Genomic DNA, 13,719 nt, shown 5'->3' on the forward strand with positions numbered 1-13,719 from the left:
GGTGACCGCGCGACTTCCCGACGACGAGCAGTCGGCCCCCGAGCGGGGCCGGCTGCTCGTCGTCGTCGCGGTGGCCGCCGAGGCGGAGGCGGTCCTGCGCGGCCTCGGCGGGGCCGCGCGGAGCCTGCCGCTGCCCGGCGGTGAACTGCACCGCGCCGTGCACCCCTCGGGCGTGACGGTGGACGTGCTGGCGGGCGGGGTCGGCCCGGCCGCCGCCGCTGCCGCCGCGTCCGCCGCGATCGCCGCCCACCGCTACGACGTGGCGGTCTCGGCCGGCATCGGCGGCGGCTTCGCCCCGCAGGCTCCGGTCGGCGCCACGGTGCTCGCCGACGCGATCGTCGCCGCCGACCTCGGCGCCGAGACCCGGGACGGGTTCGCCGACGTCACCGAGCTGGGCTTCGGGACGGTCCGGCACACCCCGGCCCCCGCCGCCGTGGCGCTCGCCGCCGAGGCGCTGGGCGCCGTCACCGGCACCGTGCTGACCGTCTCCACGGTGACCGGCAGCGCCGGACGCGCCGCCGCGCTGACCGCCCGCCACCCCGGTGCGGTGGCCGAGGCGATGGAGGGCTTCGGTGTCGCCGAGGCCGCCGCCCGGCACGGCGTACCGGCCTTCGAACTGCGCACCGTCTCCAACCCGGTGGGCCCGCGCGACCGGGCCGCCTGGCGGATCGGCGAGGCGCTGGCCGCGCTGGAGCGGGCCTTCGCCGCGCTGCCCCACCCGGAGTTCCTGAAGGAGGCCCGCCGTGGCTGAACAGCTGGGCATCGCCCACTCGCCCTGCCCGAACGACACCTTCGTCTTCCACGCCTGGACGCACGGCCTGGTACCCGGCGCGGACGCCCCCGAGGTCACCTTCGCGGACATCGACATCACCAACGGCCTGGCCGAGCGCGGCGAGCTGGACCTCCTCAAGATCAGCTACGCCGCCCTGCCCTGGGTCCTGGACGAGTACGCCCTGCTGCCCTGCGGCGGCGCGCTCGGGCGCGGCTGCGGCCCGCTGGTGCTGACCCGCCCGGACACCGACGGCGACCTCACCGGCCGGACCGTCGCCGTCCCGTCCGAGCGGTCCACCGCCTACCTGCTGTTCCGGCTCTGGGCCGCGAAGGCGGTGCCGGGCGGCTTCGGCGAGATCGTCGTCCTGCCGTTCCACGAGATCATGCCCGCCGTCCGGGACGGCCGGGTGGACGCCGGACTGGTGATCCACGAGGCCCGCTTCACCTACCGGCAGTACGGGCTGGACTGCCTCGCCGACATGGGCGAGGCCTGGGAGCAGGAGACCGGCCTGCCGATCCCGCTCGGCGCGATCATCGCCAAGCGCTCGCTCGGCACCGAGCGGCTGCGCGAGATCGCCGACGCGATCCGCTCCTCCGTCCGGCAGGCCTGGGCGGACCCTTCGGCCAGCCGGGAGTACGTGCTGGCGCACGCCCAGGAGATGGACCCGGCCGTCGCCGACCAGCACATCGGGCTGTACGTCAACGAGTTCACCGCGGACCTCGGCGAGGAGGGCTACGGCGCCGTCCGGGCGCTGCTCACCCGGGCCGCGGCCGAGGGGCTGGTACCCCCGGTCGACCCGGGTGCGCTCGCGTTCTGAGCCCCGCTGAACGCGGGGCGGACTCCGGCGGCGGACCGACGCCCTGGCCGGCCGATCCTGCCGGGCGGCAGATCGGCCGGCCGAGGACCTAGACGTCGAACTGGTCCGCCACCGCGCGCAGCAGTACGGCCAGCTTCTGACCGGCCGGCTTGGCCGGGTAACGGCCGTGCTGGAGGCCCGGCAGTACCGAGTCCATCATCGTGATCAGGTCCTGGACGAGCGCCGCCATGTCGTCCGGGCTCTTGCGCTGGGCGGCCGCCACCGACGGCAGCGCGTCCAGCAGTTGCACGGCCATCGCCTGGTCGCCGCGGTGGCCCGCGACCACGCCGAACTCGACCCGCTGGCCCGGCTTCAGCACGGTGACACCGGCGGGCAGCGCCTTGGTGTGGACGAAGACGTCGCCGCCGTCGTCGCGCGACAGGAAGCCGAAGCCCTTCGTCTCGTTGAACCACTTGACCTGGCCGGTGGGCATCTCGAACAGTCCTCGATGTGGGTGTGAGGGATCCCGGCCCTGGCCGGGGATCACTGGGTGGGAGGGCGGGCCGACCTCGGCTCGGCGCCCGCGGGGCGCTCACGGTCAGCACGCTGTAGGGAGCAGACTAACGGTCCGTCACTGCCTCATCCGCGTTCCGCGAAGGATCCGTACGGGGCTCTCGCGGCCACGGGCGACCCGGTACTGGCATGGCCGGGGCGCGACTCGGCGCTTTCCACTGGCTCACACCCCCGGTCTGAGGAGACGGGGCGCACCTGTCGCACCCCTCGGCACAGCCTGCATACCCCCGCTCAGCAGGGATCAAAACTCCCAGCTCCCGGGAAACTGCGCAACGTGACCGAACCGCTCACCCCCGGAGCGGTCCGGCGCGGGCGCCGCCCGGGCGCTCTGCGAGACTGGGGCGGCAGACCGACTCCCCCAGGCCCGCAGAGGAGCAAGCCCAGTGAGCAGCCAGAGCGCCGACCGAGGCGACGCCTACGTCAAGGCCGGAGCGATCGTCTTCGGGCTCGGTGCGCTCGCCACGCTCGTCACCTTCGTTCCGCTGTTCCTGCACCTCACGCCGCTGCCGACGGCCGCGTACTGGCTGAGCATGATGATGCCGCTGGGCTTCCTGCTCGCCCTGACCGGGCTGCTGGTCTCCGCCCGCGCCCAGCGCCGCCGGGTCCGCGGCTCCTAGCGCCTGGCTCCTAGTTCACACGGCTCACGCGGCCGGCGAGGTGCCCGGCCAGCCAGGCGGGGAACTCGGTGAGGCCGGCCAGCACCACGTCCGCGCCCGCCGCCAGGAGTTCGTCCGCGCCGTACGGACCGGTGGCCACGCCCACCGCGACGGCGCCCGCGTGCCTGGCGCCCCGGATGTCGCCGAGGTGGTCGCCGACGTAGACGCTCGCGCCGTGCTCGCGCAGCGCGTCCCCCTTGGTCTCCGCCCAGAGGTCGCCGACCAGCGCGTCCGCGTGCAGCCCGGCGTGCTCCAGGTGCAGCCGGGCGTTCGGCTCGTACTTGCCGGTGATCACCGCGACCCGGCCGCCGTGCGCGCGGACCGCCTCCACGGCGGCGTGCGCGCCGGGCAGGGCGACGGTGGGGGCGAAGGCGTGGTCCCGGTACAGCTCGCGGTAGCGGTCGACGGCCGCCTGGAGCCGCTCGGCCGGGAACCAGTTGCGCAGCTCGTCCACGAGCGGCGGGCCGAGCCGGGTGACCACCAGGTCGGCGTCGATGTACACGCCGGTCTCGGCGGAGAGCACCGCGTAGGTGGCCCGGATGCCGGGCCGGGTGTCCAGCAGGGTCATGTCCAGGTCGAAGCCGACGGTGAGCGGGGCATCCGCGGTGGGGGGCATGCCGTCAGGCTATCCAACCCGGCCGGCCGGCCGGCACGGTGATTTGCCGCGCCTTCTCCGTGGAACTTAGGTTTGCCTGAGCTATCTGCGAGAGAGAGCCATGACCGACACCACCGCGCCGGCCGCGCGACCGGCCACCGCACCGGGCAAGCGGCGGCTGCTGCGCCGCCGAATACTGTGGCTCGCCGCCGCCCTCGCCCTGCTCGCCGCGGCCGTCCTGCTGAGCCTGGCGGTCGGCAGCCGCACCATCCCGTTCGGCGAGACCCTCGACGCCCTGCTGCACGGCGGGGACACCACCAACGCCGTCGTCGTCCGCGAACTGCGGGTGCCGCGGACGGTGGTCGGCCTCGCGGTCGGCGCGGCGCTCGGCCTGGCCGGCGCGGTGATGCAGGGCATCACCCGCAACCCCATCGCCGACCCCGGCATCCTCGGCGTCAGCCAGGGCGCGGCGGCCGGCGTGGTGCTGGCGATCTCCGGCTTCGGCATCTCCACGCTCACCGGCTACGTCTGGTTCGGTTTCGCCGGGGCCGTGATCGCCACCGTGCTGGTGTACGGGCTGGCGGGGCGCGGCCGGGGCGGAGCCACCCCGGTCAAGCTGGCGCTGGCCGGCTCGGCGATGTCCGCGTTCATCGCCTCGCTCAACACCCTGGTGCTCACCACCGACGCCGCCGCCATGGACCAGTTCCGGTTCTGGCACGTCGGCTCGCTCTCCGGCCGCACCGCCGACGTGGCCTGGCAGCTGCTGCCGTTCCTGCTGGCCGGCACGGTGCTGGTGTTCGCGGTGGCGCGCGGGCTGGACGCGCTGGCCCTCGGCGACGACACCGCCAGGGGCCTCGGCGCCAGGACCGGCGTGGTCCGGGCGGCCGGTGCGCTCGGCGCCACCGTGCTGACCGGCTCGGCGGTGGCCGCGGCGGGCCCGATCGCCTTCGTCGGCCTCGCCGTCCCGCACGCCGCCCGCGCGGTGGCCGGCGCGGACCACCGCTGGGTGCTCGCCTTCTCCGCCGTACTCGGCCCGGCGCTGCTGCTGCTCGCCGACGCGCTCGGCCGGGTGCTCTTCCCGCCGTCCGAGGTGCCCGCCGGGGTGATGACCGCGCTGGTCGGGGTGCCGGTGCTGGTCGCCCTGGTCCGGCGGCGGAAGGTGGTGGCGGCGTGACCACCGTCTCCTTGCGCGGCTACACCGTGCTGCGCGCCGGGCGCGCGTCGTTCCTGCTGCACCGGCGCTCGGCCATGGCGGCGGCCGGCCTGCTGCTGGTGCTCGCCGCCGCCGTCGTCGCCTCGCTCTGCCTGGGCGAGTCCACCGTCTCCCCCGCCGAGGTGGTGAAGGTGGTGCTCGGGCAGCCCAGCCCGGACGAGCTGGTGGTCGGCGAGTTCCGGCTGCCCCGGGTGGTGGTCGGGCTGCTGACCGGCACCGCGCTGGGCCTGGCCGGCGCGCTGATCCAGACCGTCGCCCGCAACCCGCTGGCCAGCCCCGACGTGGTCGGCGTCTCCTGGGGCGCCACGGCCACCGTCGTCGGCCTGATGGCGTACGGCGTGGTCGGCTCCCCCGGGCAGGTGCCGTACGCGGCGGTGGCCGGTGGCCTGGTGGCCGGCCTGCTGGTGTACCTGCTGGCCTGGCGGCGCGGCCTGCACGCCCAGCGGTTCGTGCTGATCGGCATCGGCATCAGCGTCGCGCTCTCCTCGCTCACCTCGGTGTTCCTCACCAAGGGCGACGGCTTCCAGGCACAGGCGGCGAAGGTGTGGATGACCGGCAGCCTCAACGGCTCCGGCTACGACCAGGCCGGCCCGCTCGCCTGGGTCCTGCTGGCCGCCGTGCCGGTCGCGCTCTGGGCGGCGCGGGCGCAGCGGTCGATCTCCTTCGACGACGCCACCGCCGTCGGCCTCGGCCTGCGGCTGGACCGGATCCGGCTCGGCATGGCGCTGCTCGGCATCGTGCTCGCCTCCTGCGCGGCGGGCGCGGCCGGCCCGGTGGACTTCGTCGCGCTGATGGCCCCGCAGATCGCGCTGCGGCTGGCCCGCTCGGCGCAGATCCCGCTGCTCTGCTCGGCCCTGACCGGCGCGCTGGTCGTCGTCCTGGCCGACCTGCTGGCCCGGCGGCTGCTCGCCCCCACCGAACTGCCGGTCGGCGTGGTGACCGGGCTGGTCGGCGCGCCGTACCTGATGTGGCTGCTGATCCGATCCCGCCGTGGAGGTTCCTGATGACCGCTCCCCTGGTGCCCGGCCACCGTCTCGAGGCCCGGGGCCTGACCCTCGCCTACGAGGCGCGCACGGTCGTCGAGGGGCTGGACCTCGTCGTCCCGGACGGCAAGGTGACGGTGATCGTCGGCCCGAACGCCTGTGGCAAGTCGACGCTGCTGCGCGCGCTCGGCCGGCTGCTGAAGCCGGTGCGGGGCGCGGTGCTGCTGGACGGCTCCGAGCTGGCCCGCGTCCCCACCAAGAGGATCGCCCAGCGGATCGGGCTGCTGCCGCAGTCACCCACCGCTCCCGAGGGCATCTCGGTGGCCGACCTGGTCTCGCGCGGCCGGCAGCCGCACCAGAGCTGGTGGCAGCAGTGGTCGGCGGAAGACGAGCAGGCGGTCGCCGAGGCCCTGGAGCGCACGTCCACGGCCGAACTGGCCGAGCGGGCCGTCGACGAGCTGTCGGGCGGCCAGCGGCAGCGGGCCTGGATCGCGATGGCGCTCGCCCAGGGGACGGACATCCTGCTGCTGGACGAGCCGACCACATTCCTGGACATCGCCCACCAGGTGGAGGTGCTGGACCTGGTCCGGCGGCTCAACGTCGAACGCGGGCGGACGGTGGTCGCCGTCCTGCACGACCTCAACCAGGCGGCCCGGTACGCGGACCACCTGGTGGCCATGCGCGACGGGCGGATCGTGGCCCAGGGCGAGCCGGGCGAGGTGGTGACGGCGGAACTGGTGCGGGAGGTCTTCGGGCTGGACTCGGTGGTCGTACCGGACCCGGTGACCGGCACACCGTTGGTCGTGCCGGGCGCGCCTTGGGCGGTGAAGACGGACGCCTAGCGGGCAATTCGGACATAATCGACGCGCCAGCGCCCTTGTGCCCACCTCACCCGAGGACCGCCGATGCCCCCGATCACCCGCCGCACCCTGCTCGCGGGGCTCGGCGCCGCCGCCCTCACCGGCTGCAGCACACGGCACTCCACCCCGCCCGCCGACACCACGACGGCCACCGTCACGCCCAGCCCGGCGCCGGTGCCCGCCGTCACCGTGAACACCGCGACGGGCCCGGTCCTCGTGCCGGGCGCACCGATGCGCGTGATCACCCTGGACACCGCCGAGTTCGACTCCGCGCTCACCCTCGGGATCACCCCGGTCGGCGCGGCGCTGGCCGCCCTGGACTCCGGGTTCCCCGACTACTGGCCCACCTCCCGGCTCAGCGGGATCACCCGGGTCGGCCCCATCGGCAACCCGGACCTCTCCGCGATCCGCGCCCTCCGGCCGGACCTCATCCTCTCCAACCAGACCCGCGACGGCGCCCGGTACGACCAGCTCCGCGAGATCGCGCCGACGGTGCTGACGCAGACCACCGGCGCCCCCTGGAAGGCCGACTTCCAGGTGCACGCCCAGGCCCTCAGCCGCCAGGAGGCGGCGGCGGCGTTCGCCGGCTCGTACCAACGGCACGTCTCCCAGGTGATCCAGGCCCTCGCCGGCGCCAAGGCCTCGGGCCGGAAGGTCAGCCTGGTGAGGTTCGTCGAGGGCGGCGGGATCCGGCTGTACGGCCGGCAGAACTTCCTCGGCACCGTCCTGGCCGACGTCCAGCTCGGCCGGCCTGACGCGCAGAACACCGACCAGTTCGACGTCGAGATCCCCATCGACCAACTCGCCAAGGCCGACGGCGATCTGCTGGTGTACGCCACCTACGGCAACCCGATCGGCACCGCCGCCGTCCTGGCCATGCCGGCCTGGCAGTCCCTCGGGGCGGTGCGGGCGCACCGCGCCTTCGAGGTGGACGACCAGCTCTGGTTCCAGGGCATCGGCTACACGGGCGCCAACTACGTCCTCGCGGAGTTGCAGCGGTTCCTGGGGGCTTGAGCGGCGGTCCCACGGCCCCCTCGCTCCACCGGGCGAGGGGGCCCTGGCGTCCGCCTGCCGAACCCTCAGTGGTCGACGGTCACCACGATCTTGCCCAGCTGGTTGCCCGCCTCCATGTACCGGTGGGCCTCCGCGATCTCGTCCAGGCCGAAGACCCTGTCCACCACCGGCGTGAACGCCCCGCTGCGCAACCCCGAGGCAACGAACGCCTCGGCCCGGCGCAGCCGTTCGGCATCCCTGGTGATCTCGTGCAGCGTGTAGGTGCGCATGTTCAGCGCCGGCATGCCGAGTTCGAACCCGGGGTACGGCGTCTCCTCGCCGCTCAGGGCGCCGTACAGGAAGAGGGTGCCGCCGGGGGCGACCACCCTGGCCAGGTCGAGCACGCCACGGCCGGCGACGGCGTCGAAGACGAAGTCGGCGCCCCGGCCCCCGGTCAGGTCGAGCACGCGCCCGACGACGTCCTCCTCGTCGGTGACGATCACCGCGGCCGCGCCCGCCTTGAGCAGGGCGTCCCGCTTGGCGCGGGTGCGCGTGGTGGCGATGGGCACCGCTCCGACGCGGTGGGCGAGTCGGATCGCGGCCAGGCCGACGCTGCTGGAGGCGGCGGTGAGGACGACGGTGTCCCCGGCGCGCATGCCGCCGACCTCGACCAGTGCGCCGTAGGCGGTCAGGTACGGCATCCACACCGCCGCGCCGGCGACCGCGTCGAGCCCCTCGGGGCGGTGGACCACAGCGGCGGCGGGGACGATCGCGCGCTCGGCGTAGACGCCGTAGTCGTTCATCGAGAACGCGGGCACCACGCTGATCGCCTGGCCGGGCTCGAAGCCGGTCACCTCCGGGCCGACGGCCTCGACCACACCGGCGGCCTCGCTGCCGAGCCCGGCGGGGAACTCCCGGACCAGCTCGATGTAGTGGCCGCTGCGGAACAGCACCTCGGCCCGGTTGAGGCCGATCGCGTCCACCCGGATCAGCAGCTCGCCGGGGCCGGGCGCGCCGACCTCCGCGTCCTCCAGCCGCAGCACCTCCGGCCCGCCGATCTCGTGGAACCGCACCGTCCTGGCCATCACGCATCGCCCCCCTTCCGATCGGTGACGGCGGCCCGGGAACCGCGGGCCGCCGCAGATCACTGAACCTGAAAGTACGTCAGCTGTCAAACTTCGATGGATGTCGTACTTTGGCACGGGCCATACTTTGCCCAACCTCGTAGGACGAGCCCCCCGAGATCGGAGAGAGATGGCGACAACACGGCGCGGCGGGCAGCAGGACCGCACCCCGCCCCACCCGGACATCCGGGAGATCACCCTTCAGCAGGTACTGGAGGCCGTGGTCGACCCGGTGCGCCGGTTGATCGTCGGCGAGCTGTACGCCGCCGCCGAGGACCTCGCCTGCGGCACGATCGCGTTGCCGGTCGGCAAGTCCACCGCCACCCACCACTTCCACGTGCTGCGCGAGGCCGGGCTCATCCGGCAGTACTACGTCGGCACCTCGCGGATGAACGCGCTGCGCCGGGAGGAGTTCGAGGAGGCCTTCCCGGGGCTGCTGAGCGCGCTGATGGCCGAGCGCGAGCGCGAGCGGACCACGACGGGTCAGCCGCCCGCGTAACGGGCCGGGGACAACCCCACCGCCGCCGTGAAGTCGCGGGTGAGGTGCGCCTGGTCGGCATAGCCGAGGTCGGCGGCGAGCGCCGCCCAGTCCACGTCCGCGCCCCCGTCCGCACGCTGGGCGGCCTCGTGCAGACGGGCCCGCCGCAGCACCCACTTGGGGGCGGCGCCGACGTACTCGGCGAAGAGGCGCTGCAACCGGCGGACGGTGACGCCGAACTCACCGGCCAGCTCGTCCACGCGGTGCAGGTCCGGCGAGGCGGTGATGCGCTCGACCATCGAGGCGGCCAGCTCGGCCTGCCGGCCCGCCACCGGGTCGGGCTCGGGCAGCCGGGCGAGCAGGAAGGCGTCCACCCGTGCGGCCGGCTCCGCGCTGCCGTACAGCACCTCCTCGTTGAGCCGGTCGGCGCCGGGGCCGAAGACGGCGGCCGCCGGCACCGACCGGTCCGCGAGCCCGGCCGCCGGGCGGCCGGTGAGCAGACGGAACCCGCCCGGCCGGAACCTCACCCCCAGCACGTGCCCGGCCCCCTCCAGCCGGCGGACGAACAGCGACCGGTCGACCCCGTAGACGGCGGCCCGCGGCGCCTCGAAGACGAGGTGGACGTTGGGGTGGGACAGCACCTTCTGCTCGTGGACGGGCAGGCCGCGGCGGTCCCAGCGCACCAGCCAGTAGTACTCGACCAGGCGCGCCAGCCCGGGGGCGGGCTCCAGCCGGTCCAGGTGGACCACGCCCGCCGCCCGTCCGGGGTGGAGGACCCCGCGGCCGAGATCAGGAGCGTTCACACCGCCAGGCTAGCCGTCGCGTTTCTTCAAGACCCGGCGGCACCGCCCGGCCCAGGATCGGCCCATGAACGGTCATGCACTCCACCCCCTCATGGCTCGCGCCGCCACGGAAGCCGCGCGCGTCGCCCGCGGTGTCCGCCCGGACCAGCTGGACGGGCCCACCCCCTGCAGCGGCTTCGACACCCGGACGCTGGTCAACCACTGGGTGCTCTACACCTCCCACGGCCTGGAGCACCGGGCCCTGCGCAAGGAGCTCCCGAAGGACCTGACCGAACACGACTTCACCACCGACCCGGAGTGGGCCGACGCCTACGCCGCCCAGCTGGAGCGGGCGGTCGCGGCCTGGGCCGACCCGGCGGTCTGGGAGGGCGAGCTGGACCTGGGCGGGTCGTCCATGCCCGCGACGGCCATCGCCCGGATGCTCGTCCTGGAGCTGGTGGTGCACACCTGGGACGTCGCCCGCGCCACCGGCCAGCCGAGCGAGGTCGAGGACGACCTGGCCGTGGCGACCGTCGGGCTGGTCGAGGAGCTCGCCGAGATGTACCGCCAGTACGACGGGTTCGCCGCCCCTGCGGCCGTGCCCGCCGACGCCTCGCCGCTCGACCGCGCGCTGGCCGCCTCGGGCCGCGACCCGCGGTGGGTGCCGGCGACCGCGTCGGCCTGAGACGTACCGGGCGGGCCTGCGGCAGCTCACGCCGCAGGCCCGCCCAGCGCGCCACGGACCAGCCGCATGACGGCCGGGACAGCCGTCCGCAGGTCCCCGTCGGGGCCGGCCACCTCGCCCGCCAGCGCGTCGAAGGTCTCGAAACCGGTGAGGACGAACAGCAGCGCCGCCGCGTCCTGCGGCGCACCGTCGAGCCGGGCAGCCAGCACCCCGGCACCCTCACGGCGGCGGGCGTCGCGCGCACCGACGACCCGGCCCACCTCCTCGTCCAGGGCCGCCAGCGCACGCAGCCGACGGGTACAGACCCGGTCCACCGCCCAGAAGCCGCCCATCACTTCGACGAAGCGGTCCACCGCCGGCCAGGGCTCGGGCAAGGCGAACGCCTCGGCGAGCCGCGCCATCCCGCCCTCGGCCGCGAGCGCGTCGCAGACCGCCTCCAGCAGGCCCGTCTTCGAGCCGAACTGGTAGTACACGGTGGCGCGCGCGACGTCCGCCCGCTTGGCGACCGCGTCCAGCGAGAGCGTGCCCGCCCCGGTCAGCTGCCCCCGCGCGGCCGCGACGATCCGCGCGCGCGTCTCGTCCACGTCCGCCTGCCGCTGTCCCATCCGGTAGGACCGGGGGCTCATCGCGCTCGCCTCCACTCGCTCGTCCCGCCGCCGGTGCAACGGCCGTCGGACCTCTCGTGAACAGGCAGTATCCCCGATGGCTCCGAGCCCCGGCCGGGCGAGCCCTCCGCTCCCCGGCCGGGGGCGTCAGACGATGACCCGGCCGCCGCTGACGTCCAGCGTCTGGCCGGTGATCCACGAGGACGCGGTGGAGGCGAGGAAGAGCGTGGCCGCCGCGATGTCGGCCGGTTCTCCGAGCCTGCCGAGCGGGTGGGCGGCGGCAACCGCCGCCTGCAGCTCGGGCGGCATGACGGCGGCCGTCCGCTCGGTCCGGACGGCGCCGGGCGCGATCGCGTTGACCCGGACGCCCTCACCCGCCAGCTCCAGGGCGAGGTGGCGGGAGTACATCAGTACCCCCGCCTTGGCGGCGGCGTACGCGGCGGAGGCACCGCTGGGCAGCCGGCCGGCCGTGGAAGCCATGGTGATCACCGAGCCGCTGCCGCGCTTCAACAGGCGCGGCAGGAAGGCCTGGACGGTGAGGAACGTGGCCGTGAGGTTGGCGTCCAGCACGGCGCGCCAGTGTTCCTCGGTCTCCCGGACGGTCGGCACGGGGTAGCCGTCCCCGCCGGCGAACGCCGCGAGGACGCCGACCGGGCCGAGCTCCTCCTCGATCCGGGCGCCGGCCCGGGCGAGCGCGGCGGCGTCGGTGCAGTCGGCGACCAGGCCGCGCGCCCCGGCACCGGACGCGCGCAGCTCCCCCTCGACGGCGGCGAGGGCCGCCTCGTCCCGGCCGAGGACGGCGACGGCCGCGCCCTGCCGGGCGAACGCCCGGGCGGTCTCCGCGCCGATGCCGCGGCTGCCTCCGGTGATCACGACGACCTTGCCGGCCAGGTCGGGGTACTGAACTCCCATGTCCCATCACTCCCTTGAGCCGTACTGTTGTGGTTCACTGGATTCAGTCATACAGGCTGTCTGAATGAATCGGCAAGGGCGCACCCACGAGAGACCGCGAGGGCCGCCCACAAGGAGGAACCCGATGAAGCTCGCCGTCGTCGGCGCCACCGGACGCACCGGCCGCCTGGTCGTCGACCTCGCCCTGGCCGCCGGGCACACCGTCACGGCGGTGGCCCGCACACCCGCCCGGCTACCGGAGTTCACCCACGGCACCCCGCGCATCGCGCAGGCCGACGTCCACCGCCCCGGTTCCCTCCGGGGGCCGTTGGCCGGCCAGGACGCGGTGGTCTCGGCGCTGGGCACCACCGGCCGGGCAGCCACCACCGTCTTCTCGGACGGCGCACGGGAGTTGGTGACCGCAGCGCGGGCCGGCGGGGTGCAGCACCTGGTGGCGCTGGGCTCGGCAGGCCTGGAGACCGACCATCTCCCCTTTGCCCAGCGGGTGGTGACGCGGCTGGTGGTCGACCGGCTCTATCGGGAGATCCACCGCGACCTGGCTCGGATGGAGGCGGTGCTGGCCGGCTCCGAAACGAACTGGACCGTCGTCCGCACCCCGATGCTCAAGGACGGACCGGCCGCCGCCGACCCCCGCGTCTCGTACGGGCTTCCGCTCCCGGACGCGGGCACCGCCACCCGGGCCACCATCGCCGCCTGGATCGTCCAACACCTCGGCGCGCCCGCGACCTTCTGCCGCCGGATCACCATCGCCGACCGCTGAGCCGGTCGCCCGCCGCCTCCCGGCCCCGCGGGTCAGCCCCCCGGCTGGGCACGCCGCTTCAGCGCCACGGCCAGCAGGAACAGCGCCGACAGCACGGCCGCCAGGCGCAGCACGCCGGGAGCGGCCGACCACGTGACCTGGCCGACCTGCTGGCCCGGCTGGAGCGCCTCGCCCCAGCGGCCCTGGGCACGGCCCCAGAACCAGAGCGTGGTGCCGCTCATCGTCATCAGCGGGATGCCGAGGATGCCGACCTTGCGGGTGAAGTCGGTCAGTCGGCCGGACAGGTAGCCGAGCCCCCAGCCGACCAGCATCACCACGATCTGGCTGGAGACCGCACCGCCGATCAGGGTCACCGCCGCGAGCAGCAGGAGCGGGGAGGGGCGGCGGCCGGCCATCGCGGACGGCTTCGGGGCGGCCCCGGCGGCGCCTTCGGGCGCGGCAGGCTGCGGCGGGGGCGCCGCCCTGCCCTTCCCGCGCCTCCTTCCCCTGCCCTTCGCGGGGGCCGGTTCGGCCGGCGGGGTCTGCGCGGGGACCTCCCCCGGGGCGCCCTCGGCGGCGGTCCGCTGCTCGGGGACCGGCTTGACCGCCGGGCCGGGGCCGTCCGAGAAGTCGAGGGACACGAGCGACCAGTCACCCGCGTTCACGGCCGTGAACGGCGCCGGCACGGCATCCGGATCGGCGTCCGCGTCCGCGATCGGCTGCGACACCCAGGGCGAGCCCGGGTCGTCGGCGGCCGCCGGCCTCCGCGCGGCGGGCGGCCGGTAGAACGGGTGGTCCGCCGGGGGCCCGGCAGGCGGCACGGAGGGCCGCGGCGGCACCGCGGGCCCCTCGGCGTACACACTGTCCCCGTCGCCGGAGCCCGGTCCGCTCCCCGCGCCGTCACCACCCCCCGGTGGCCCGCTCCACGGCCCCCGCTTGCGCCACCACTCGCC

17 protein-coding genes are annotated in these 13,719 nt (G+C 75.1%); 10 read left to right on the forward strand and 7 right to left on the reverse strand.

What is annotated here, in order from left to right:
• Position 1: 1 nt before the first annotated feature.
• Both ACZ5WK_RS25375 and ACZ5WK_RS25380 read left to right on the forward strand, forming a co-directional pair.
• Positions 2-751 carry a futalosine hydrolase gene (locus ACZ5WK_RS25375; protein WP_465550343.1) on the forward strand — a complete coding sequence of 250 codons (750 nt, stop codon included), beginning with the start codon at positions 2-4 and terminating at the stop codon, positions 749-751.
• Complete coding sequence (locus tag ACZ5WK_RS25380) at positions 744-1,589, forward strand: 1,4-dihydroxy-6-naphthoate synthase (protein WP_465550345.1); 846 nt, start codon at positions 744-746, stop codon at positions 1,587-1,589. Before ACZ5WK_RS25375 ends, ACZ5WK_RS25380 begins: the two co-directional genes overlap by 8 nt.
• An 88-nt stretch (positions 1,590-1,677) precedes the next feature.
• Here ACZ5WK_RS25380 and ACZ5WK_RS25385 read toward each other — a convergent pair whose 3' ends face one another.
• On the reverse strand, positions 1,678-2,061 hold the full coding sequence (locus ACZ5WK_RS25385) for a cold-shock protein (protein WP_396324388.1): 384 nt from the start codon (positions 2,059-2,061) through the stop codon (positions 1,678-1,680).
• A gap of 463 nt (positions 2,062-2,524) precedes the next feature.
• On the opposite strand from ACZ5WK_RS25385, the gene ACZ5WK_RS25390 reads away from it, so the two are divergent.
• Positions 2,525-2,758 carry a hypothetical protein gene (locus ACZ5WK_RS25390; RefSeq protein WP_465550347.1) on the forward strand — a complete coding sequence of 78 codons (234 nt, stop codon included), beginning with the start codon at positions 2,525-2,527 and terminating at the stop codon, positions 2,756-2,758.
• Between the two features lie 10 nt (positions 2,759-2,768).
• Here the strand turns inward: ACZ5WK_RS25390 and ACZ5WK_RS25395 are convergent, their stop codons facing one another.
• Positions 2,769-3,413, reverse strand: a complete 645-nt coding sequence (locus tag ACZ5WK_RS25395; RefSeq protein WP_465550349.1) for an HAD family hydrolase — start codon at positions 3,411-3,413, stop codon at positions 2,769-2,771.
• Positions 3,414-3,513: 100 nt separating this feature from the next.
• Here ACZ5WK_RS25395 and ACZ5WK_RS25400 point away from each other — a divergent pair, with 100 nt between their 5' ends.
• From ACZ5WK_RS25400 to ACZ5WK_RS25415, 4 genes are all read left to right on the forward strand, one after another.
• Positions 3,514-4,566, forward strand: coding sequence for a FecCD family ABC transporter permease (locus ACZ5WK_RS25400; protein WP_465550351.1), 1,053 nt, complete (start codon positions 3,514-3,516; stop codon positions 4,564-4,566).
• A complete protein-coding gene (locus ACZ5WK_RS25405) occupies positions 4,563-5,609 on the forward strand; it encodes a FecCD family ABC transporter permease (protein ID WP_465550353.1) in 1,047 nt (348 codons plus the stop codon). The genes ACZ5WK_RS25400 and ACZ5WK_RS25405 overlap by 4 nt, the downstream gene beginning before the upstream one ends.
• Positions 5,609-6,430: an ABC transporter ATP-binding protein gene (locus tag ACZ5WK_RS25410; RefSeq protein WP_465550355.1), complete on the forward strand. Its 822-nt coding sequence runs from the start codon at positions 5,609-5,611 to the stop codon at positions 6,428-6,430. The genes ACZ5WK_RS25405 and ACZ5WK_RS25410 overlap by 1 nt, the downstream gene beginning before the upstream one ends.
• 63 nt (positions 6,431-6,493) lie before the next feature.
• On the forward strand, positions 6,494-7,462 hold the full coding sequence (locus ACZ5WK_RS25415) for an ABC transporter substrate-binding protein (protein WP_465550357.1): 969 nt from the start codon (positions 6,494-6,496) through the stop codon (positions 7,460-7,462).
• 65 nt (positions 7,463-7,527) lie between these two features.
• Here the strand turns inward: ACZ5WK_RS25415 and ACZ5WK_RS25420 are convergent, their stop codons facing one another.
• Complete coding sequence (locus ACZ5WK_RS25420) at positions 7,528-8,526, reverse strand: zinc-dependent alcohol dehydrogenase family protein (RefSeq protein ID WP_465550405.1); 999 nt, start codon at positions 8,524-8,526, stop codon at positions 7,528-7,530.
• Positions 8,527-8,695: 169 nt separating this feature from the next.
• Here ACZ5WK_RS25420 and ACZ5WK_RS25425 point away from each other — a divergent pair, with 169 nt between their 5' ends.
• Entirely contained in the window at positions 8,696-9,064 is a 369-nt protein-coding gene (locus ACZ5WK_RS25425; protein ID WP_465550359.1) for an ArsR/SmtB family transcription factor, read from the forward strand.
• Here the strand turns inward: ACZ5WK_RS25425 and ACZ5WK_RS25430 are convergent.
• Positions 9,049-9,846 carry a DUF6597 domain-containing transcriptional factor gene (locus tag ACZ5WK_RS25430; RefSeq protein ID WP_465550361.1) on the reverse strand — a complete coding sequence of 266 codons (798 nt, stop codon included), beginning with the start codon at positions 9,844-9,846 and terminating at the stop codon, positions 9,049-9,051. The genes ACZ5WK_RS25425 and ACZ5WK_RS25430 overlap by 16 nt on opposite strands.
• 64 nt (positions 9,847-9,910) lie before the next feature.
• Between ACZ5WK_RS25430 and ACZ5WK_RS25435 the strand changes: the two genes are divergently transcribed.
• The gene (locus ACZ5WK_RS25435) at positions 9,911-10,510 is read left to right on the forward strand and encodes a TIGR03086 family metal-binding protein (protein ID WP_465550363.1); all 600 of its coding nucleotides are present in this window, start codon (positions 9,911-9,913) and stop codon (positions 10,508-10,510) included.
• A 26-nt stretch (positions 10,511-10,536) separates the two neighbouring features.
• Here ACZ5WK_RS25435 and ACZ5WK_RS25440 read toward each other — a convergent pair whose 3' ends face one another.
• Entirely contained in the window at positions 10,537-11,136 is a 600-nt protein-coding gene (locus tag ACZ5WK_RS25440) for a TetR/AcrR family transcriptional regulator (RefSeq protein WP_465550365.1), read from the reverse strand.
• Between the two features lie 126 nt (positions 11,137-11,262).
• Positions 11,263-12,027, reverse strand: coding sequence for an SDR family NAD(P)-dependent oxidoreductase (locus ACZ5WK_RS25445; RefSeq protein ID WP_465550367.1), 765 nt, complete (start codon positions 12,025-12,027; stop codon positions 11,263-11,265).
• Positions 12,028-12,151: 124 nt separating this feature from the next.
• On the opposite strand from ACZ5WK_RS25445, the gene ACZ5WK_RS25450 reads away from it, so the two are divergent.
• Positions 12,152-12,787 carry an NAD(P)-dependent oxidoreductase gene (locus ACZ5WK_RS25450; protein WP_465550369.1) on the forward strand — a complete coding sequence of 212 codons (636 nt, stop codon included), beginning with the start codon at positions 12,152-12,154 and terminating at the stop codon, positions 12,785-12,787.
• A gap of 32 nt (positions 12,788-12,819) precedes the next feature.
• Here the strand turns inward: ACZ5WK_RS25450 and ACZ5WK_RS25455 are convergent, their stop codons facing one another.
• Positions 12,820-13,494, reverse strand: a complete 675-nt coding sequence (locus tag ACZ5WK_RS25455) for a hypothetical protein (protein WP_465550371.1) — start codon at positions 13,492-13,494, stop codon at positions 12,820-12,822.
• Between the last annotated feature and the right edge of the window lie 225 nt (positions 13,495-13,719).

The organism is Kitasatospora sp. NPDC032757, from assembly GCF_055579305.1.